Raw genomic sequence first — 20,569 nt, forward strand, 5'->3', positions numbered from 1 at the left:
GCAGCGAAACCGCACCAGCATCGACATAGATTCCCATTCTGGGCTGCTGCGGTGATTTCGGACAGCGGATTGATGGGATTCATACGCTGCCGTCTCCGGCTGGGTGTAACCGTAGTGGACCTCATTGGGCCGTTTGTAGCCGAGGGCTGAGTGTCGTCGTCGGGAGTTGTAGAACCCCTCGATGTAGGCGATGACGTCGCGTCTGGCTTGGGCCTTGGTGGCGTAGACGATGCGGTAGACGTGTTCGTTCTTCAGCGCTGAGAAGAACGATTCGGACATCGCGTTGTCCCAGCACACACCGGTCCTGCCCATCGAGGAATGCATCCCCAGATCGGTGACGAGGGTGCGGTATTCGGCCGAGGTGTAGACGCTGCCGCGGTCGGAGTGGAAGACCGCGCCGGGTTCGATCACGCTGGTCGCGGCAGCGTTGCGCAACGCTGTGGTGACGAGCTCGGTACGCATCTGATCTGCGATCGACCAGCCCACCACCTTCTTGGAGTAGCAGTCGATCACCGTGGCCAGGTAGATAAACCCTGCCCAGGTGTGGATGTAGGTGATGTCTCCGACGAACCTGGCTCCAGGCCGCTCGGCGGTGAAGTCACGACCGACCAGATCGGGCATGTCCTTCGCGGCTGCTTCATCGGCTTCGGTGGTGACTCTGAACGGGCGTGGCTGGCAGGCGATCGGGCCCTCAGCGCGCATGATCTGGCAGACCAGTTCCGGTGAGCACTCGGTGCCCTCCTCGAGGAGGTCGGCGTGGATGCGGCGGTAGCCATACGTCTGGTTGGCTCACTTCCCGGCATTGCCTCAGGCTCATTGAGCCCCGTCCGGCCTCAGGAGCTCAACTGGGAGCATCCGCCTAGCGTCGAGGACCTCTATGCCAATCAGGCGACCTTCAGAGTTGAAGTCGAGATTGATCATCCCTCCCACCGCCACCGGATCACACGCGTACATCTGGGCAGAGTCACCGGCGCCGATGTCAGTAAGTTCGATGTAGGCCGCGTTGGCCGACTCGTCATAACTCACTCGGATATCACTCATGGCCTTCGCCTTTGGAGTCGCGAGACGTACGCCTTGTCGACGTTCGTCATGACGGTGTTAACCGTGTCATCGATCGTCTTGGCAACAAAGAGTCCGCTCTTGGGGTCATAGAATCCCGACTTCCACTGGTCGTCGTGCCAATACGAGAACGGCTGGCGTTCCAGCACCCGATCCACCTCGGCTTGGCTGATGCCACGCACATCCATCTGCTTCTGGGCATGTGGCGAGACTGGGCAGTTGTGGACGAGGAGTTGTGCTTCGGTGACGTAGTAGTTGTGGTCGCCGGCTACTTCGAAGTTGTAGACAGTCGTCCTCGCCGGAGCGACCTCGATCGACCTGATCGTGGTCGATGTCCCATCGCGCTGGGCAAGCCGATCGCCGACGCGGAGGTCGCCGGACATCACCCAGCCCTCACCAGTCACGTAGAACGGGTGCTCATCGGTAACGGTGACTTCGGCGCCGTCAGCAACGGTGATGGACATGACCTCATCGGCGTGCTTCTGGAACAGGCCGGTGACGGTCCGTAGGTGACTCTCGCCGGTGTCGAAGTCCTTGGCCCAAACCCGGTCTCCGACGTCAATATCCTCGATCGGCTTCTCGCCGTCGGCGGTTTGGACCTTGGTGCCGGCAACGAAACAGTTGCACGGGAGCCCGTCGACGTTGTCGAGCTTTCGTGTCTTTGCGGCAACATGCCACCGAGGAAACGACGAGAGGCTCCCGTCGACGTCCTCCGCGTGGCCGCTGGCCGTACGTATCGCGGGTGCAACCGGCGCGAGCGCGATTGGTGCGTTGTAGGTCGTCCCGGCGCGGGATGTCGATCCGCCCGAGCGCGCCAAAGCGCCGGCGGACCAACGGTCGACGGCCGTGGGAGCGGGTGTCGCGTTGTAGGTGTACCGCGAGGCTGGTGGCCCACGCTCGGTAGCGCAATCGGTCAACACTGCAGACGCGTGAATGCCGTCACAAGGGTAGACGTGCCCGAACTCGGCGTTCGTTGTCGCTTGAGCGACGCCCGCAGCTGGCACTGTGAAGATGGCCAACAAGACCACCACGACGCCACCCTGGACGGCGCGGACCAGCCGAATCATAGCCTTCGCTCCACGGCCACGGCGCTGGCCCAGTCAGGACTTGTGTCGATCGGAACGCCGAGCGCGGTGAGGTATTCAAAGACCATGTCCGTGGTGAAACGGCTCGCCTTAGCGCGCCTCTCGTACGCAGACTGATTCTCGAAGGGGAAAGCGTGTCCCGAGGTCTCGAACACCCATCGTCCGCCATCGTTGGCCGCAACGATCGAACGCTCCATGGCTAGCGGTGGCTCACCGCTGGGGCCGTAGACCTCCAGCACTCGAGCCGGATATGTCGCGCTGTCTTCGACAGTGACCACTCGCATCGCACGACAGCCGAGTTCCCGCGCGGCGTAGCTCGGCAGTACGCCGACGTCGGTGCCCAGCGGCCCGTTGCTGAGCAACGCCGTCCAATGACCAACGGGCACACAAATGTATCGAGTGACGTCGCCGCCCGGCGTCAGGAGCGCGACGACCTCCTCCATTGACGCAACTCCAGCCGGGCGAGTCGCCCAGCCAGCATCAAAGCCACGGAGGATCCAGTCGGCGAGGGGCGTGGTTCCGACCTCGAAGTAGCCGACCTGTTCGGTGGTAGCGCCACCTGCGGCGGACGGAAGCGTCATGGCACGAGCCTAAGGATAAAGTTGGAACCGGGATCGTTCGCCAAGATGCGTGCTTCGTGAAGTGCACCGCGGGGGTTCGCTAGTCCTTCGTACTCGACGTAGTAGCGCTGGCCGTTGAGTGAGTACTGCAGGTCAGGACGGTTGATGCCCACGCGCTGTCCGAGGGCGTTGACCTGCTGCTGGTTGACCCGGATTCCCGTCGCGCCGCGCGGGAGTGCAGCGATGTCGGCCTGGAGCGCCTGGTTGTGGGATGCGCGTCCAATCGATCTACCAAGGCCCAAGGCGTTCGGTGCGATCGGGCTAACAGCTACGTCCTGTGCAAGTCGGGTGCCTGCGTTTGCGGCAACACCAGATCGCTGAGCGACGACAAGCACCGCCACGGTGCTGTCGACTTGCTCCTCGACACCGGAGCTGCCGCGTGCGGACTGCGCAAACCGAGCGAGGTCGTCGTAGCCGTAGGTCGCGGGGCCAATCGCTACGTTCGGGCGCGCCGAAGCGCCGAACGGCCCAAGTCCGTCGGGGTCGTAGGCGGTGCTGCTGTCGTAGGTCGAAGGCGGGCCGCGCTCGGAGGCGGTGTACGTCGGAGCATCGGTGTGGTGGTGGCCGTTGTACACGTGCACAGAAGGCGGTTGAGCCGGGACATCAGCCAGAGCGCCGGCCGCCGGAACCCAAAGCAGCGCGATCAGGACAGCGATCAGCATCGCCGCCAGGGTGCTGACGCGACTACACATCGGCTGAACCCTCGATGCTCGCGCGCAGTTCGTCCAAGCGGAAGATGGCGGCGGGCACCTGCTCATCGAGCAGGGTAGTGAATTGGATCTCCTCCAGGTCGGCCTCCGCTAGACGAACTGCCGAGGCGATGCCGGAGCCATCGTTCTCGAAGCGAGGTATCGCGCCCTGTAGGACGGCCTGCACCTCGGCGAGCGTGCATGTTCCCGCCTCAAGGTCCGCGATCGCAGTAAGGACTTCACGGGCGACGGTGGCGTTGTACTCGTTCATGGTCATCGCGTGATCACCGTGATGACGATGTTGTTCTCTGTAATGACCTGCACGGTGCCGCTCGTGAATGAGAGGCGTGGCTCGCCGTTCGGCCCCTTGACGGGTACCCCTCGTGAGCCGGTCAGTACGTCCTCGATGTAGTTCGGCGAGATGCTCCGGCCAGGACCAGGTGCCCCCGCCGGCGCACCAAGCCCGCTTGGCTGCATGCGGTCGACGGCATGCCTGGTGTAGAGCCGATCGCCGACCTGGGCGTACTCACGACCTCCTTGTGTGGCCTTGGGGTAGTTCTGCCAAGACGTCCACGGGATCTTCGATCCCCCGTTTGCGGCAACGTCAGATCGCCAAACGAGGACAGAGCCCTGCTCGGCGCTGTCGCTGTGCTCCTCGACCGCGTCGCTACCGCGTGCGGTCTGCACGAACCTGGCGGGGTGGTCGTAGGCGAAGGTGGCAGGCGGGGTTGTTCCGCCCGGGCGCGCCGGATCACCGTTCGACCAACTGTCGACGGCATCGTACGTAGTGCGCTCGTTGTGCGCCGCCGGTGGCCCACGCTCCGAGGTGGTGTCGATGACATGCGCGGGGGTTTCACGAGCGTCATAGCCGATGGCAGTTACCGGATCAGCCGGAGCCGCGGCGGTCGCGGCGGGCGCGCCCGCGAGCCATGCCGCGAGGAGGCTGATCACGAGGGCGAGCAAGCGGTTCACTCGCCACGCTCCCGATCGAGAACGTCGCGGACGACTTGGTCACCGGCAGGGGTGTTTCTCAGCCACACGATCGCACCCGGAGTGGGGACCTCGTCGGGCCACTCGTCGAGCCACTCCCGCCGAATGCGCTCAGCCCACTGGTCAGGCCCTCCCGGCCACGGAACATGGTCGCTGCCGATCACATCGCCGGCGACCATGAGACCGCCTCGAAGCACCTCGGCGATGAGGGCGAGCGTCAGGTCACGGAGTGCGGTCGGATCGTTCTCACCCGAGAGTCGCGCCGATTGGAGCGCCCAGCCGGCGTCAGCCCAATCGTCGAGCCCCCCGACGAGAAGGTCTTCCAACGGTGTTCGCATTGTCATGGCTGGTCCACGTGGAGGCGGATTCGGGAGCCATCCGGCATTCGAATGTCGATTGCGCCTCCGCCGCTGCCCGAGTAGCTGCGCATCCCGACTTGCACGCCGTCGGCGCGCTCAATGACCGTGCCGTCGAAGTTCTTCCACGTCGTCGGGGTTCCCCCTCTGGTTAGGTCATCGAACTTCGTGGTGAGTGCACCTTCGTCGGGAACCATGCGGACCCAAGATTGCTTGCCTCTCGGTAAACCGGCCAGCACGTCGTCCACGCTTCGAAGAGCAGTCGTGCCGGCGTTTGCGGCAACACGAGATCGCTGAAACAACGAGAGCTCCCCGACGTTAGCCAGAGGTGCCCGCTGGTTCGTACTCGCAGCCTCCGCATCCTGTGCGAACCCGGCAGGGGTGTTGTAGGTGGTCGTAGGCCTAGATGAGGTCCCCGCGGGGCGCGCCGAAGTGCCGTGCGACCGAGGGCCAACGGCGGTGTAGGAGGTGCTCGGGTCGAACGCGCTGGGCGGACCGCGCTCGGTCGGGGTCGTCGTCGGAGCAGTATGAGCGTCGCTGTCGTAGGTGTAGGTGGGGACGAGATGGGCTGACGCAGCGCTGGTGGATGGCGCGATGCCGAAACAGCCGAGCATCGCTGCCAGCACGGCGATCGCCAGCCGCAGGGCTAGTTTCCTCACTCCGGCGCAGCTCCAATCGACCTGAGATAGATGCCGCGCGCAAACTCCCATCCACGAGACGCCTCCTCAGTCGAGCGCCAAGCACGGTAGTAGGCGATGAATCCTGGCGGAACTCTGTCCTCGTCCAGAAGGCGCCGATACTCTTCCCCGTGTTCGACGATCCCCCAGACCGAAGGTCGCACCAGATAGATCCCGGGCACCTCGCGGCCGGCTCCATAGTTCCAATTCTGTGCCCGGAGCTCGGCAAGGCTCGGCGATGAGACAACCAAGTCACTGCTCTCGCCCTCAAGCGGGATCACGAGCGCCACGTCGAACTCTTCTGCCCGGTCGAGGATCAGACCACGAATCGACTGGACGCACTCGATGGCTGCCTCGACTGCTCTCGGCGGCGGTTCAGAGGAGAGCTCATCGATGTCGACCTGAGCCGGAATGTCATCGGCGTCGAGGCGCTCTGCCGCCCATCGAGTCGCATGATCACACAGCGAAGTCATAAGTTCCATCCGTTCGCGATCAACCAATCCCGCTGCTTGTTTGTTAGTTCGACGAACCCATGCTTCCAAGTTCCGTCGATGTTGAGCGACGGAGCTCCCTGCCCGCGGCCGAAGACCGCGTGGGGTTGCTCGGCTCCGGGAACTTTCCCACGGTCGATTCGCTCGATTCCCTTTGGTGCCTGGCCTCGCCGGATGGCGCTGTTCATCTGGTTGAAGCTCATGCACGGCCCGGCATTGTGAACGAGGACCGAGTCGCTACCAGCGAAGTAAGCGTGAACACCCTGGACGGTGAGGTTGTACGCGGTCAGATCCTGCTCGGTGATGCCCCGCTTGGTAACGGTAAGCCGGTCGCCGTCAGCGGTGATGACGACGTCGCCGGGCTGCAGGTCGATCGCGTCGACCCATTCACCCCGGGACTCGACCCAGAACGGGTGGTGGTCGGTGGCGTCGATCATCGAGCCGCCCGAGAGCCGTACCGCGACCATGGTGTGCGGCCCGGAGTGACGGATCAGGTCGATCACCTTGCGCGGTCCGGTCTCCCCGGTCTCCGGATCGGTCGCCATCACCTTGTCGCCGACCTTGACGTCCTTGATGGGCTTCTTCGTCCCGTCGGCCATGAGGACGAGCGTCGTACCCGTGAAGGAGTTCAGACAGGTCTCGGCGACTTCCGTTCCTGCCTTTGCGGCACCCGAGGCGATGCGCGAGCGTCCGAGTGTCCCGATCCCCTTCATGAGTTGGATCAGCCTTGGCGCGCCTCTGGTTCCCGAAGCGAACACGCCCCCGGGGATCGGCACCAACAGTGAGACGGCGATGATAAAGGGGTCGCTGGAGGATTCGCCCATCATCCCTAGAATGCCGTCGACATCTACGTAGCCCCCTCCGCCGGTCAGGGCACCCTGGCAATCACCCCCGGTGGGAATGCCAAATTGACCGCATGAAACAGCCACGTTGGCGACCGACGACACCGCCAAAACGGCACCGGCGTACTCCTTCTTCATGATCTTTGCCTGAAGCTTGACTCCCTCCTTGACTGCGGAGCCGCCCTTCTTAAAGACTCCGCCGGCTTTGCTGAGCGCGGACATGACCTTGCCACGTGGCTTGGCGCCACCCTTCGACTTGCTTGGGGAAGCTTTGGGCTGTGGCTGTGCCACCGAGCCCTGCATCATCGACCCGAGGCCCGCGCCCGGTTGAAGGAAGTCGTTCATCAGCCCGGTGGGGTCGGTGAAGGTGTTGGGGTTGTTGTTGGCGTAGGCGTAGCCGAGTAGTTGTGATGGCGAGCTGGGGTCCATGAGGGGGTCGACTGAGATGAATCGGCCGGTGGTGGGGTCGTATTGGCGTGCGCCGACGCTGGTAAGTCCAGTGTCGGTGTCCTCGGGTTTGCCGAGGAACCCCCGGGTGGTGGGCCAGGCGGGGGGTTTGGTTCCCCGTTGTTCGCCGTAAGGGGAGGTGTAGTTGCGCTCGGGGGTCAGGGTGGCGCCGTCGAGTGCGATGGTGCCGGTGCCGGCAGGGTTGGTAAGCAGGAAGTCGAGCTGGGTGTCGCTGGCTCGGACTCCGCTGACGCCGCCAGGCAGGGCGTAGTGGCGTTGGGCGCTGAGGTCCCCGGTGTCGTTGTCGGTGTGGATCTCGGTCTCGGCGGCGAAGAGCACCGTCTCGGTGTCGTTGGATTGCAGCAGCAGTTCACCGTCGGCGCCGTAGAGATATGTCGTGGTCGCGCTGGCCCCGTCACGTTCGGTGACGAGCTGGCTGAGCTTGCCCTCGGCGTTCCAGTCCAGGTCCTGGGCCGCCCCATCGGGGGTGGTGTCGGGTCTGGTGGTGGTGTTGCCGGACTCGTCGTAGGCGTAGTTGCGGGTGCCTGCTGCGGTGCCGGTGGTGGTGATGGTGGTGACCGAGTTGGGGTGGGGGTCCGAGACAGCCGGATAGGTGTAGGTCTCGCTCGACTGCGTCGTGGGCGTCGTGGTGGACTGGGTCGCGCGCAGACCGCGGTCGTTGAAGGTCCACCCCTGCCACTGCGGCGCGGGCCCCCCGAGCCCGGCCTGCGAGGGATTCGTCGCGCAATCGCCCGTGCTGGGAGTCCAGGTCGCAGCGAGACGTTGGTGATCGTCATAGCGATGACAGGTGACGTCATGGTTGGTGCCTTGGGCGACGTCGGCGTCGCGCGTGATGTTGCCGGCGTCGTCGTAGGTGTAGCGGTGGTCGCTGACCACGTCCTGGGACTGGTTGGCCAGGGCCATGTTGCGGGTGAGCCTGCCGGTGCCTTCGTCGCGGGTGGGCAGCACCCAGAACTTGGTCGCCGTGCTCTGGCCCATCGCGGCGATCGTGACGCGGCCGTAGCTGTCGTAGGTGACGTCTTGGACGAGTGCGTCGTAGCCGTTGACGTTGGTCGGCAGGGCGTGATTGTTGTAGGTGTATTCGAGGAACTCGGTCGACAGGGCGGTTCCGCTCGCTCCGGCGACCTTGGGGAGCCGGAGACTGTCCAGGCTCATGTCGACGTTGTGGCTGCGCCTCCACTCCAAAGTGGTGGGCAGTCCCTCAACGAGGTCGGCGCCGGTGGAGCCGGCCGGGCCGGGGGTGATGGTGAGTTCCTGCTCGATGGGCTCACCCCACGAGGTGTAGTCGGTGACCGAGGTGCTGATCGCGGTGCCCGACTCGCCGTCGATGTAGCGGGTGGTGGCGCTGGGCAGTCCCTTGGCGACGCTGTCGTAGGTCCACGAAGTCAGCAGCTTGGAGGCCGACGGGGTGGTGCCCTCATAGAGCTTGCTGGGCCGGTTGAGGGTGTCGTAGGTGGTGTGCGTGGACTTCCCGCGTGCGTCGGTGCTGGTGGCGGGCAGGTCGTTGTCGGTGTAGGCGGTTGTGGTGGTGCCGGTGTCGGGGTCCACCGCGGTGGTCCGTCGCCCGCGCAGGTCGTAGTCCCAGCTCCAGGTTCCGGCGGGGGCCTGGAGGCCGGTGAGGTTGCCGCGCAGGTCGTAGGAGCGAGTGGTGGTCAGGTTCGGGGTGCCGTGCTCGATGCTGGTGGTTACCTGACCGCGGACATCGGTCATCGTGGTCTGGGGCGGCGCGCCAGCGGGTGGGGTGACCTTGGTCTTGTTCATGCCCAGATGGGCGGTGGTGGTCTTCCAGCGGTAGGTGTTGTAGGTGTACAGCGCGGCTTGGGTGACCCGACCGGCACCGTCACGGGTGTAGCGGGTGTTGGCCGCCGACTGTCCCTGTCCGACGTTGAGCAGTGTGGAGGAGGGGCCACCCGCGGCATAGACCTCGCCGAGCTCGGCGCTGAGCAGTCCCCGGGCGTCGTAGACCTGGCTGGTGACGGTCTTGTCGCCGTTGCCGTTCAGCGACGGCACCTGCCTCTGACGTGGCCGCAACAGGGCGTCGAAGTGCTCCACGGAACGCAACACGTGTCCGGAGCCGTGGGTGTTCAGCGTCCGGGTCAACACGGTGGAGGGTGCGGTGTTGCGCACGTTGTACACATAGGTGGTGCTCGGTGTCATGCTCGTGGCCCGGTTGGCTGCCCAGTGGCTGACCAGTCGCCCGAGCGCGTCGTAGTCAGCGTGCTCGGACTTGCCGTTGGCGTCCGTCAGCTTGGTCGGAAGCGCCCAGGCAGGGTCCAGGGTCACGGTGGTGGTGTGGTTCTTGCCGCCGGCATCGGTGGTGCTCGTGGTGCCGGTGGTGGTGCCCTGGGCTGATCTGGTGTAGGCGATGGTGTCGGTGCGTGAGGACCCGGCACCGGTCGGGGACGTCATCGAAGTGGGACGTCCCCAGGCGTCGTAGGCGGTGGTGGCCACGGTCTGGAAGGTGCGTGCCCCCCCGCTGGTGGTGGCGGCGCGGGTCTGCTTGGTGACCAGTCCGCGGGTCGGGGTCGTGTCCAGTCCGTGGCCGTCGTAGAAGGTCTGGGTCTCACCGAGGACCGCCGAGTCGGAGGGCGTCAACGCGTTGGCGCCGCACACCCCGACCGACTCCACGACTCGCTTGGTGAAACCGACACGCCAGGTGCCGGTGGCGGTTGTCTCGTCGGCGTATTCAGTGGCCGCACAGCTCTGATCGTCGTTGACTGCGGTGTCGCCGTGGTCGCTGATGCGGGTGGCGAGGCCCTGGTCGTTGAAGGTGGTGTCCACCCGGCGGGTGCGGGTGCCACCGGTGTTGGTGGCCTCGATGACCTCTGATCGTTCCACCCCCACCAGCCATGCACCCTTCAACCCACTCCCGGCGGTCCGCGTGGACCAGGGCGTGGAGATGGTGCGCGAGAGCACGTCCCCGCCGGCGCCGTTGAGCAGGGTCGTCTCCAGCGCGAAGCCCGCATAGGGACGCGAGTCGGTGTGGGAGGTGCCGCTGGAGTCACTCACCGTCACGGACCTGGTGCCCCCCGAGCCGGTGCGGTCACCGTGCATGCCACGCAGGAACTTCACGGTGCTCTGGCTGCGGACCGAGGTGAGCGCCGGATCTCCCACCGTGGTCGTCACCGAGCCATAGCCGCGGAAGTCCGACCACGTGCGATAGGAGGCGGGGATCAGTGGGTTGTCGTCGTAGGCCCAGGCAGCGGCACCGTGGTAGGTGTAGTAGGTCGTGACCGGGGGCGCGTTGGCGGTGGTGTCGTTCTCGGTGACGTTGGAGACGGTGTATTTCTTGAACCAGTCCGTGCGCGCGGCGAAGTCGCCCTTGGGGGTCCACCTCACCGGGAAACAGCGCGAGGTGTTCGCCGACGGTATCGGCTTTGTGCCGGTGCACGAGTTCGAGACGTAGTTGACGCCGATCTGGCCACCGGTCTCGGTCTCGATGCTCGTCAACCGATAACGCTGCAGCGCCGACAACCCGTCCGTGGAGGAGTCGACCCGGTTCGCATAGGCACCCGGCGCGAACGTCACCTTCGGCAGGTTGATCGTCGCACCCACCAGCCCGGTATGCGTGATCGAAGTGGGCCACAACACCGTGGCGTAGGTGCTGCCCGAGCCGCCCGGCTTCATGAACGCATGCGCCACGCTCCACCGGTCCACGTCCTGATAGCCCGAACTGGTGTTGATCTGCGTGGTGATCGACACAATCCGGGTGCGGGTGAAGAAGGTGGGCGCGGTCTTGGCGCCGCAGTTGGAGGTGGTGCAGATCTGGTCATAGGGGGTGTCGGGCCACCCCACCTTGGTGTAGGCCGAGCACCCCGAGGACGCCAGACACCTGGTGGCGTTGCTCATCGCCACCCGCATCGGCACCGGAGTCGGCGTGGCCTCCCGGGTGCCGTAGTCGATGCGCGCCAACCGACCACCGCGCACATATTCCGCGCTCGAGGAGGTCACCCCGTTCTTGGCATAGCGGTTGGTCTCGTACAGGTACCAGTAGGACATCGTGTTGCCATGCGGGTCGACCACGTAGTCCAGGTTCCAGCGCCATCCCTGGTTGCAGAACGAGGCAGCGAACGTGGAGCCATGACACGCATCGCCGCTGTCGTCGCCAGCCACCGGCACCCACCACACCGAGTTGGTGTTGCCCGAACGGCCCGGGATCTGTGACTGCCCGAACACATAGCGGGTGCCATCAGCGGTGGTGAGCTCCCAGTGCTCCTTGTCGTTGTCGCCATTGGAGCCCGGACCACCGCTCAGGCGACGGATCCGAGACCCGTCATCGTCACGCAGCCGCCACGTGCCGTCGGCAGCCTTGGCCAGCTCCTGGGCGGCACCGTTGAGGACCAGGGTCGCGTTGTCGGTCTTCCAGCACAGGTCACGCTTGCCGGAGATGCCGTCATTGGAGCAGGTGGTGTAGTCACGCTGGACGTAGGACTCGGTGAACCCGAAGCCCTCACCCACATCAGAGGACTGGTTGTTCGTCGATGCCGTGCGCCCATCGACGATCTGGGAGTTGTAGTTGATCGCCAGATTCGGCGCTGGGCCATTGTTCGCCGGCGGCACCCGCATCGGATAGGACCACGTGAACGCGCCACTGGAGCCGCCCGCAGACCACGCGGCACTCGCCGTCATCGGGGTGGCGGAGAAGTCTCCGTGCCCATCGGCCGAACCCGAGGTGCCCTGCAGCGCGACCACCAGGTCCTTCGAGGCCAACCTTGCCGGCACCGTCGCGCTCACCATCGTGCCCTCGTGGGAGGTCTCCAGAGGCACAGCCTTCGCGCAGAGCGGGTCCTTTGGCCGGGTCAGCACACAGTCGGGATAGGCGAAGGCGCCCAGTCGCGACTCCCAGTCCGCGCCATAGGCGTGGGCGAACGTGCTCGTGTCGAGAGCGACCTTCAGCTTCTGCGGCTTGGCGCCGGCAGCATCCACCTCCACCATCACCCCGTGCACGCCAGCCTTGCGAGAGGTCGTCTGGCTCACCACCGAGACCGGCAGCTTCGCGCTCGTCTGCGACGCCGACACACTCACCGCACCGAGGCGGACCTTCGGTGCCTTCCCCGCGCCCAGAGCACTGCTCGCCGCCGCAGGCCACACCACCTTCCGCCTCGCCACCGTCTTCGCCGCCGACGCGCCCTTCGCGCCGTCAGCCGACACCGCGTCCTTGCCCCGCGGGGTCTCCGGCTTCAACGTGACCGCCCGCTGCTTCTTCACCACCGGAGGTGCGGTGGCCCCGCCCGGGTCCGCCGTCACCGTCCCCTGGGCAGAAAGCCCAGCAACGACAACCGCGATCGCGACCAGAATCGAACTGAAACGAACGCTCATCTTCTTCATGATCCGGTCTCCATCGCGCTGATCTGGTCTTCAACTTCGAGAGCCTGAGCAGCCGAAATGGCTCCGGCATATGCATGGATCAAGGCGACGTCGCCCTGCAGCGGCGCCGCTGCTCCTGACACCGTGCCCTCGCCGACGGCGAAGACTCCTCGAGCCGCCGAGGTCATCGGCATCGTCCGGTCCAACCCACCCGTGTCATCAACAACCGGGGCACCGTGAGCATAGAGCTGGATCTTTCCCGCGGCGGAGTCGTAGACCGCGATCAGCGACGTCCACCCAAACTCCGGGTCGCTCTCGCGCGAGGACACACGAGCCTGGGCCGTGCCGTTCGCGTCGAGGTATTCCAAGATCCAACGTCCCTGACCAGGACTCGTCGGTTCATAGCGGACCCGCCACAGCGACCCATCCAGTCCGCGCTGCTCCAGAACCACCGCAGCCGCGTCTCTGGCAATGGGGCCTACACGCGCAAGGATCGAGAACGACCCCGACGTGTCCACCACCGGGCCGCTGCTGCGCACCCGCTGCGTCGACGTGCCCGGCAACCTGAGCACACGCGCGCTCGCGGGCGCCTCCTTGGCCACGAAGGCCGGCAGGGGGACGTTCGTCAGCGCCAGGTCATGGTCGAAGGTCTTGTCCGTCGCCACCTGCGCAGTCGAGGGATCTGCCTCCACCATGTCCCACATCGAGGACAGCGACACGATCGCATCCTCGCCGGCGTCGATGGGATTCGCCAACGCCACCGCCTCATGCCCCGAGAACACCGAGTCGAAGACCGCCACCTCATCGATCAACCCCACCGCACACGCTCCGCCTGCTGCGCCATCGCAGCCCAGGCTCCACGCCGAGCTCTCCAGCAACGACACCGGAGCAGACCCAGCAGCGTGCCCGTTGACGAACAGCCGCAACGTGCCACTCGCCGAGCGCGTGACACCCAGGTGCGTCCACACCCCCGCGATGGCCGGTGCGGTCACCGCAGGACCGCTCGGTCCCCCGGTTCGCCACTGCCCAGAGGGGGAATCGAAGGACAGGCTCCACGTCATCGCGCCCGTCGAGTCCATCGCCGAGATCACCGGACGTGTCGCGCTCAGGTCTCTGTCGATGCGCACCCACGCCGAGACCGAGAAGGCCCCGTCGGTGGAGACCGCACCGTCCCCGGACGTCGCGGATCCGTCCAGTCGCAGACCCGTCTCGACCCGCCCCGCTCCTGCAGTCGCCAAAGAGGAGAGCGACAAGTCACCCCCAGCAGCAGTGCCCGAGCTCTGGGCCAGCGAACCGGCGGGGAAGGCCCACTCCAGTGACGCCCGGCGCTTGGCGACCCGGAAGATGAAGTCCGCATCCGATGACTTGTTCGCACTGTCCACGGCCTTGACCGTCAAGCGGTTGATCTCAGTGTCGGGAACCACCGTCAACGTCCGTGCCGCGCCCGCCACAGTCGCCACACTCGTGACGGGACCGTCATTGAGCCACCACTCATAGCGCACCACGTCCGAGGCAGTCGAGTCGACCGTGAACTGACCCGCCGTGCCCGCGCGACCGACCACCGGACACTGAAGGGGATTGTCGGGTTGCGTCGAATCGCAGGTGGTGAAGACGCTCGTCTGGATCGTCGGCGAAGCGGGCTTGGACGTGTCGACCCGGAAGTAACACCACATGCCCCCCGTCCCCGACAACGTCGAGGCGAATGGGCCGTCCCAGTAGGCACCAGAAGAGGTGCTCGCCGCCACATAGCCGCGGGTCTTGACCCGGAACCGGTAGGTGCGGCCATCGTCCAGGCCATCGAAAGCAACCGTGACGCGGTCCCCTCTCTCAACCGACGTTCCGTTGGCCTTCTCCTCCAGGAACGTCGTGGTGAACGCGTCATAGAGCTGGAACACGCCACGCAGGGTCTTGCCCTTGTCCGGGCTGTTCATCTGAGCCGCAGCCAGCACATAGGTCGATCCCGTCACCCGCGGCGCAGCGGCCGTGCCACACATGGCGCCCCCGGCCACCCGCGCATAGCTGGGCTCATGGGGCTCACTGACATAGTCGACCTGCATGTTCGCGCCCGCATCGTCGAACTGCTTCCACCCGTTGCGCGCAGTCTCACTGGAGCCCTTCACCATGAACGTCCCGTTCGAAGCGCCCGCATTCGCATAGGACTGCGCCCCCGGCTTCACGTCCCAACCGACCATCCCAGGCCCCCACGAGCTCGAACATCCCCGCGTCGACTCGTTGGTGTCCTGCAACGTCTTGCGCGTCGGCTGATTGCTCCACGTCGTCGCCGTCGAAATCGGATTCGTCTGATACATCCGCGTCGGGTGTACCGCGCACTGAGCAGCATGCACCTGACGCACGTTCACCTCAGCCGACACGATGCGCTTGCCGCTCAACACCTTGGTGTCGAAACGGAAGTAGGAACGAACAACCTTGTTCTGCTCCCACCCCTCATAGCCAGCCCCCAGCGAATGCGGCGTCTGCCAGAACGACGAGGACGGGAAATTGCTCCACACAGCCGTCCACCCGTTGCGCAACCGGTTGATCGTGGGATCCACCACCACCGGGAAAACCGTGTCCGGACTCGACATGAGTTCCGCCTCAGGCCTGAGCACCAACGAATCCGCCTCCGGCTCCGCGGCAACCTCGGCCACGACGTCCCCGGTGGCCGGACCACCCTCAACCGCCTCCACCGACGACAGCACCGGCCCCCCGGCCGAGTCCTCAGCCGCATCACTCGAATCCCACACCAAAGGCGCAGGCGACCACAACTGAGTCCCCGCAGCGTCATCGACATAGGCCAGGCCACCAGACTCCTCCACCGCCTCCAAGCCCGTCATCTGCACCGGCAACGACAACTCCAAGACCCGCGGATCCGCAGCCGCCTCAGGGGTCTTGACCACCCAGTTGTGAGAGAACCCCAACGTCTGCGACTCCACCACCAGGTCAACCCCAGGCACGACCTCCGCGAAAGTCGCGAACTCACCACTGACCACCGGCGCCGACAACGCAAAAGGAGAAGACACCGCATAGGAGAAGTCACCATCGGAATACTCAGCAATCACCGAGCCCGCCGGACCTCCCCCCGACACCCTCAGATCACCGATGATCCGGCGCGCAGAGAACGTCCCCTCGACATTGCGCACCAACGTCGGATCCAACGCCAACCACTCGCCATCGACTTCCGTGCGCACCGGACTCACCGACAGATCAGCACGAAACGCACCACTGGGAAGAGCACTGACCTCGACCGTCTCAGACGTCAACGACTCCACCACAACGGGCTCACCACCAGCAACAGCCTTCGACGAAGCCAGAGACTCGACCGAGACCTCGGGAGCCGAGGAAACCTGCGGCTGCGACTGACCAGCCACCACCATTGCCGACCCCACAAGCAGCAGGACCGAGGGCGTCACCGCCCGACGAACCCACCCGAGAAACATCTGGCCAACCCCCGAAAAGTTGTATCCCTCAGATGAGGGTGTCAGCACTCTAGCCACACCCGCCGGGTTGCGGAGCCGAACGACGAAACTCGTTCCTCCTCGTTCGCCTACGCCTCGACCGGTGCCGCGAACTGCGAGCGATACAGCCGCGCATATGCCCCGTCCGCCTCCAGCAGCTCACCGTGATTGCCCTGCTCGACGATCGCACCGTCCTCCATCACCAGGATCAGGTCGGCGTCGCGGATGGTGGAGAGCCGGTGCGCGATGACGAACGACGTACGGTCGCTGCGCAGCGCACTCATCGCCTGCTGCAGCAGGAGCTCGGTGCGGGTGTCCACCGAGGAGGTCGCCTCGTCGAGGATCAGCAGGGCCGGGTTGGACACGAAGGCGCGGGCGATCGTGATCAGTTGCCGCTCACCGGCACTGATGTTGCCGCCGTCCTCGTCGATCACCGTGTCATAGCCGTCGGGCAGCGAGTGGACGAAACGGTCCACGAACGTCGCCCGCGCGGCCTCGAGGATCTCCTCCTCGGTCGCGTCGGGACGGCCATAGGCGATGTTGTCGCGGATCGTCCCCTCGAAGAGCCAGGCGTCCTGGAGAACCATCCCGATCTGGTCGCGCAGCGCGGCGCGGGGCATCGCCGAGATGTCCACGCCGTCGAGGGTGATCCGTCCGCCGTCGACCTCATAGAAGCGCATCACCAGGTTGACCAGCGTGGTCTTGCCGGCACCGGTCGGGCCCACGATGGCGACGGTCTGCCCCGGCCGGGCGACCAGGGAAAGGTGCTCGATCAACGGCTGGTCGGCGTCATAGCTGAACGAGACATCCTCGAAGACGACCTCGCCATGCCGCTCCTCGACAGGCGCCGGCGACTGCGTCCCCTCGACGCGTTGCTCGTCGGCGTCCAGCAGCTCGAAGACTCGCTCCGCCGAGGCGACACCGGACTGCAGCAGGTTCATCATCGAGGCCACCGCGGTCAGGGGCTGGGTGAACTGACGGGTGTACTGGATGAACGCCTGCACCTCACCCAGGCTGAGCGACCCGTTCGCCACCCGGAGCCCACCAACCACGGCGATCACGACGTAGTTGAGGTTCCCGATGAACATCATCACCGGCATGATCAGGCCGCTGATGAACTGCGCCCGGAAGGAGGCGTCGTACAGCTTGTCGTTCTCCTCGGCGAAGACCCGCTCCACCTCGGCCTGACGCCCGAAGACCTTGACCAGGGAATGACCCGAGAAGGTCTCCTCGATGTGCGCGTTGAGCTTGCCCGTACGCCGCCACTGGGCGATGAACTGCGTCTGCGAGCGCTTCATGATCGCCGCTGTGGTGAACATCGAGATCGGCACGCTGACCAACGCAATCAGGGCGAGCAGCGGCGAGATCCAGAACATCATCCCGAGCACCGCGATCACGGTGAGCAGCGAGGTGAGCAGCTGGCTCATCGTCTGCTGCAACGTCTGGCTGATGTTGTCGATGTCGTTGGTGACTCGCGAGAGGAGCTCGCCACGGGGCTGGGTGTCGAAGTATTCGAGCGGCAGCTCATTGACCTTGGTCTCCACGTCCGAGCGCATGTCGCGCACCGTCCCCTGGACCACGTCGTTGAGCAGGAACCCCTGGACGAACGAGAGTACGGAGGCGGCGGCGTACAGCCCGAGCACGACCAGCAGCACCGACGAGACAGCGCTGAAGTCGACACCGACCCCGGGCACGAAGTCCATCGCCTGCAGCATGTCGGCGAGCCGGTCGTCTCCCGAGGCGCGGACCTGCTCGATCACCTGGTCCTTGCTCGAGGTGGCCGGGAACTGGTTGCCGAAGAGCCCCTCGAAGATGAGGTCGGTGGCGTGCCCGAGGATCCGCGGACCGAGCGCGGTCAGCACGACGCTGCCGACCGCCAGGATGAGCACGCCGATCGTCTTCAGCCGATAGGGACGCATTCGGCGGACCAGCCGCTTGGCCGACGGGCCGAAGCTCATCGCCTTCTGACCGACCATGCCGCCCGCGCCGTGCCCGGGGCCGCCGGTGGTGACGACGCGCTCGGTCTCCTTGAGCTTGGGGGTGCCCTTGGGGTTGCCGGGACTGTTCTCGCTCACGCTGCTTCCTCCGCCGTCAGCTGCGACTCCACGATCTCCTGGTATGTCGCACAGTCGGCCAGCAGCTCGTCATGCGTGCCGCGGCCGACCACCTCCCCGTCCTCCAGGACCAGGATCTGGTCGACATCACGGATGGTGGAGACCCGCTGCGCGACGAGCAGCACGATCGCCTCACGGGTCTCCGGCTTGAGCGCGGCCCGCAGCCTGGCATCGGTGGCCAGGTCGAGGGCGGAGAAGGAGTCGTCGAAGAGATAGACGTCGGGCTCCCTCACCACCGCCCGCGCGATGGCCAGGCGTTGGCGCTGACCACCGGAGAAGTTGGTGCCGCCCTGCACGACCGTGCTCTCGAGCCCGTCGGCCATCGCCTCGACGAAGTCGCGCGCCTGGGAGATCTCGAGGGCCCGCCACATCTCCTGCTCAGTGGCGTCCGGCTTGCCATAGCGCAGGTTGTCCGCGATCGTCCCGCTGAACAGGAACGCCTTCTGCGGAACCAGGCCGATGCGGGTCCACATCGTCTCCGCGTCGCGCTCCCGGATGTCGACGCCGTCGATGCGGACCGCTCCCGCGGTGGCGTCGAAGAGACGCGGCACGAGGTTGACCAGGGTCGACTTGCCGGCACCGGTGGAGCCGATGATCGCGACGGTCTCACCGGGCCGCGCGTCGAAGGAGATCTCGCGCAGCACCGGCTGCTCCGCACCCGGATAGGTGAACTCGACGTGGTCGAACTCGAGGTGGTCGATCGTGTCGGTGATCGCTCCGGCCTCGGGGAGGACGACACTGCTCGGGGTGTCGAGGACCTCGGTGATCCGGTCCGCGCAGACCGCTGAGCGGGGCACCATCATCAGCATGAACATGCCCATCATGATCGACATCAGGATCTGCATCAGATAGCTGAGGAAGGCGGTCAGGGCGCCCACCTCCATGTTGCCGTCGTCGACCCGATGACCGCCGAACCAGAGCACGGCGACGCTGGCCACGTTCACCACGAGCATCACCAGCGGGAACATCGTGGCCAGCCAGCGGCCGGCGCGGATCGAGACGTCGGTGAGGTCGTCGTTGGCCTTTGCGAACCGCTTGGTCTCCTCGGGCTCGCGGACGAAGGCACGGACCACGCGGATGCCGGTGATCTGCTCGCGCAGCACCCGGTTGACCCCGTCGATCCGCTCCTGGACCAGCCGGAAGTTGGGCACCATCCGCGAGACCACGATGCCGACGACGAGGAAGAGCGTGGGCACCATCACCGCGAGCAGCCAGGACAGGCCGAGATCCTCGCGCATCGCCATAAGGATCCCGCCGACCATCATGATCGGGACCATCACGCCGATGTTGCAGGCCATCAGCGCCAGCATCTGCACCTGTTGCACGTCGTTGGTGTTGCGGGTGATCAGCGACGGTGCCCCGATGCGGGTCACCTCGCGCCCGGAGAAGCTGCCGACCTTGGCGAAGACCGCCGCGCGGAGGTCGCGCCCGAAGGCCATGGCGGTGCGGGCCGAGAACCAGACCGCCGTGACCGAGCAGGCGATCTGCACGATCGAGACCGCGAGCATGATGCCGCCGGTGCGGATGATGAGTCCGATGTCGCCACGGGCCACGCCGTCATCGATGATGTCGGCGTTGAGGCTGGGCAGATAGAGCATCGCGACAGTGCTGACGAACTGCAGCGCGACGATGATCGCGATCCAGGTCCGGTAGGGCGCGAGGTGGGTGCGCAGGAGACGGAGCAGCATCAGTCGTCCTCCTCTGAATCGGTCGGGGAGAGCATCACGCCGCCGACGATGATGTCGGCGATCTGATCGGAGGTGAGCTCGACGTCGAGGTCCATGCCGGCCGACCCGAAGACGAGCGAGCGCAGCACGACCGCCCCCTGGGCGGGGGGCACGCGCATCCGGTCGGCATAGGGCTCGAAGAGTCCCGCGAGCATCTCGAGGAGGTCCTTGTTGGCCCGGATGAGGAACTCGGGCGGGCCCGCCGACGGCTCGTGCTTCTTGCGGTCGTCCTGCTTCATCAGATAGCGACGGACCCCGAACATCACCATCATGGTCCGGTTGCGCTGGCCGGTGAGCGACTCGGCGGCGAGCCGCACCCGCTCGTGCAGGTCGTCGGTCGCGGCCAGCATCGCGTCGAACTCCTCGCGCCCCTGCGCGGGGTTGATCGCCTCCTCCGCAACCGCCCACATCAGCTCGGTCTTGTCGGCGAAGACGCGGAAGATCGTGCCCTCCGCGACCCCTGCCGCCTCGGCGATCAGTCGGGTGGAGAGATCGGCGCCGTGCTCGATGACGAGTGGAACGACGGCGTCGAGGATCGCCTGACGGCGGTCTTCGGGGGACATGGGTCTGGCGCGTGGGGTCACGCCGGAAAGACTAACTGAGTGAGGACTCACTCACAAACCTTTTTTCCCGCCGACCCGGCACTTGTTGACACCAGAACCCGCCGACCCGGCACTTGTTCACGACAG

Annotated in this window: 14 protein-coding genes and 1 pseudogene; all 15 read right to left on the minus strand. The window is 65.7% G+C overall.

Annotated features, from left to right (window positions below; all coding sequences use genetic code 11):
- Positions 1–84 precede the first annotated feature (84 nt).
- Positions 85–780 (minus strand): annotated as a pseudogene (locus BJ980_RS08450) (IS3 family transposase); the annotation flags it as partial.
- 33 nt (positions 781–813) lie between these two features.
- A complete protein-coding gene (locus tag BJ980_RS08455) occupies positions 814–1,041 on the minus strand; it encodes a DUF2283 domain-containing protein (protein ID WP_179501887.1) in 228 nt (75 codons plus the stop codon).
- Complete coding sequence (locus BJ980_RS08460) at positions 1,038–2,126, minus strand: polymorphic toxin-type HINT domain-containing protein (RefSeq protein ID WP_179501888.1); 1,089 nt, start codon at positions 2,124–2,126, stop codon at positions 1,038–1,040. Before BJ980_RS08460 ends, BJ980_RS08455 begins: the two co-directional genes overlap by 4 nt.
- Positions 2,123–2,725: a hypothetical protein gene (locus BJ980_RS08465; RefSeq protein ID WP_179501889.1), complete on the minus strand. Its 603-nt coding sequence runs from the start codon at positions 2,723–2,725 to the stop codon at positions 2,123–2,125. The genes BJ980_RS08460 and BJ980_RS08465 overlap by 4 nt, the downstream gene beginning before the upstream one ends.
- Complete coding sequence (locus BJ980_RS08470) at positions 2,722–3,426, minus strand: hypothetical protein (protein WP_179500398.1); 705 nt, start codon at positions 3,424–3,426, stop codon at positions 2,722–2,724. The genes BJ980_RS08465 and BJ980_RS08470 overlap by 4 nt, the downstream gene beginning before the upstream one ends.
- A 22-nt stretch (positions 3,427–3,448) precedes the next feature.
- Complete coding sequence (locus BJ980_RS08475; protein ID WP_179501890.1) at positions 3,449–3,730, minus strand: hypothetical protein; 282 nt, start codon at positions 3,728–3,730, stop codon at positions 3,449–3,451.
- Entirely contained in the window at positions 3,727–4,425 is a 699-nt protein-coding gene (locus BJ980_RS08480; RefSeq protein ID WP_179501891.1) for a hypothetical protein, read from the minus strand. Before BJ980_RS08480 ends, BJ980_RS08475 begins: the two co-directional genes overlap by 4 nt.
- On the minus strand, positions 4,422–4,769 hold the full coding sequence (locus BJ980_RS08485; RefSeq protein WP_179501892.1) for a hypothetical protein: 348 nt from the start codon (positions 4,767–4,769) through the stop codon (positions 4,422–4,424). The genes BJ980_RS08480 and BJ980_RS08485 overlap by 4 nt, the downstream gene beginning before the upstream one ends.
- Before the next feature lie 14 nt (positions 4,770–4,783).
- Positions 4,784–5,047 (minus strand): hypothetical protein, encoded by a 264-nt coding sequence (locus BJ980_RS08490; RefSeq protein ID WP_179501893.1) that lies wholly within the window; start codon positions 5,045–5,047, stop codon positions 4,784–4,786.
- Between the two features lie 407 nt (positions 5,048–5,454).
- The gene (locus BJ980_RS08495; RefSeq protein ID WP_179501894.1) at positions 5,455–5,976 is read right to left on the minus strand and encodes a hypothetical protein; all 522 of its coding nucleotides are present in this window, start codon (positions 5,974–5,976) and stop codon (positions 5,455–5,457) included.
- Positions 5,946–12,596 (minus strand): polymorphic toxin-type HINT domain-containing protein, encoded by a 6,651-nt coding sequence (locus BJ980_RS19265; RefSeq protein ID WP_179501895.1) that lies wholly within the window; start codon positions 12,594–12,596, stop codon positions 5,946–5,948. The genes BJ980_RS08495 and BJ980_RS19265 overlap by 31 nt, the downstream gene beginning before the upstream one ends.
- Before the next feature lie 5 nt (positions 12,597–12,601).
- Positions 12,602–16,069: a LamG-like jellyroll fold domain-containing protein gene (locus BJ980_RS08505; protein WP_179501896.1), complete on the minus strand. Its 3,468-nt coding sequence runs from the start codon at positions 16,067–16,069 to the stop codon at positions 12,602–12,604.
- A gap of 59 nt (positions 16,070–16,128) precedes the next feature.
- Entirely contained in the window at positions 16,129–18,015 is a 1,887-nt protein-coding gene (locus BJ980_RS08510; protein WP_179503821.1) for an ABC transporter ATP-binding protein, read from the minus strand.
- A 95-nt stretch (positions 18,016–18,110) separates the two neighbouring features.
- Entirely contained in the window at positions 18,111–19,841 is a 1,731-nt protein-coding gene (locus BJ980_RS08515) for an ABC transporter ATP-binding protein (RefSeq protein ID WP_179501897.1), read from the minus strand.
- Positions 19,841–20,464: a TetR family transcriptional regulator gene (locus BJ980_RS08520; protein ID WP_179501898.1), complete on the minus strand. Its 624-nt coding sequence runs from the start codon at positions 20,462–20,464 to the stop codon at positions 19,841–19,843. The genes BJ980_RS08515 and BJ980_RS08520 overlap by 1 nt, the downstream gene beginning before the upstream one ends.
- Between the last annotated feature and the right edge of the window lie 105 nt (positions 20,465–20,569).

Source organism: Nocardioides daedukensis (genome assembly GCF_013408415.1).
In the GTDB taxonomy this organism is placed as follows: domain Bacteria; phylum Actinomycetota; class Actinomycetes; order Propionibacteriales; family Nocardioidaceae; genus Nocardioides; species Nocardioides daedukensis.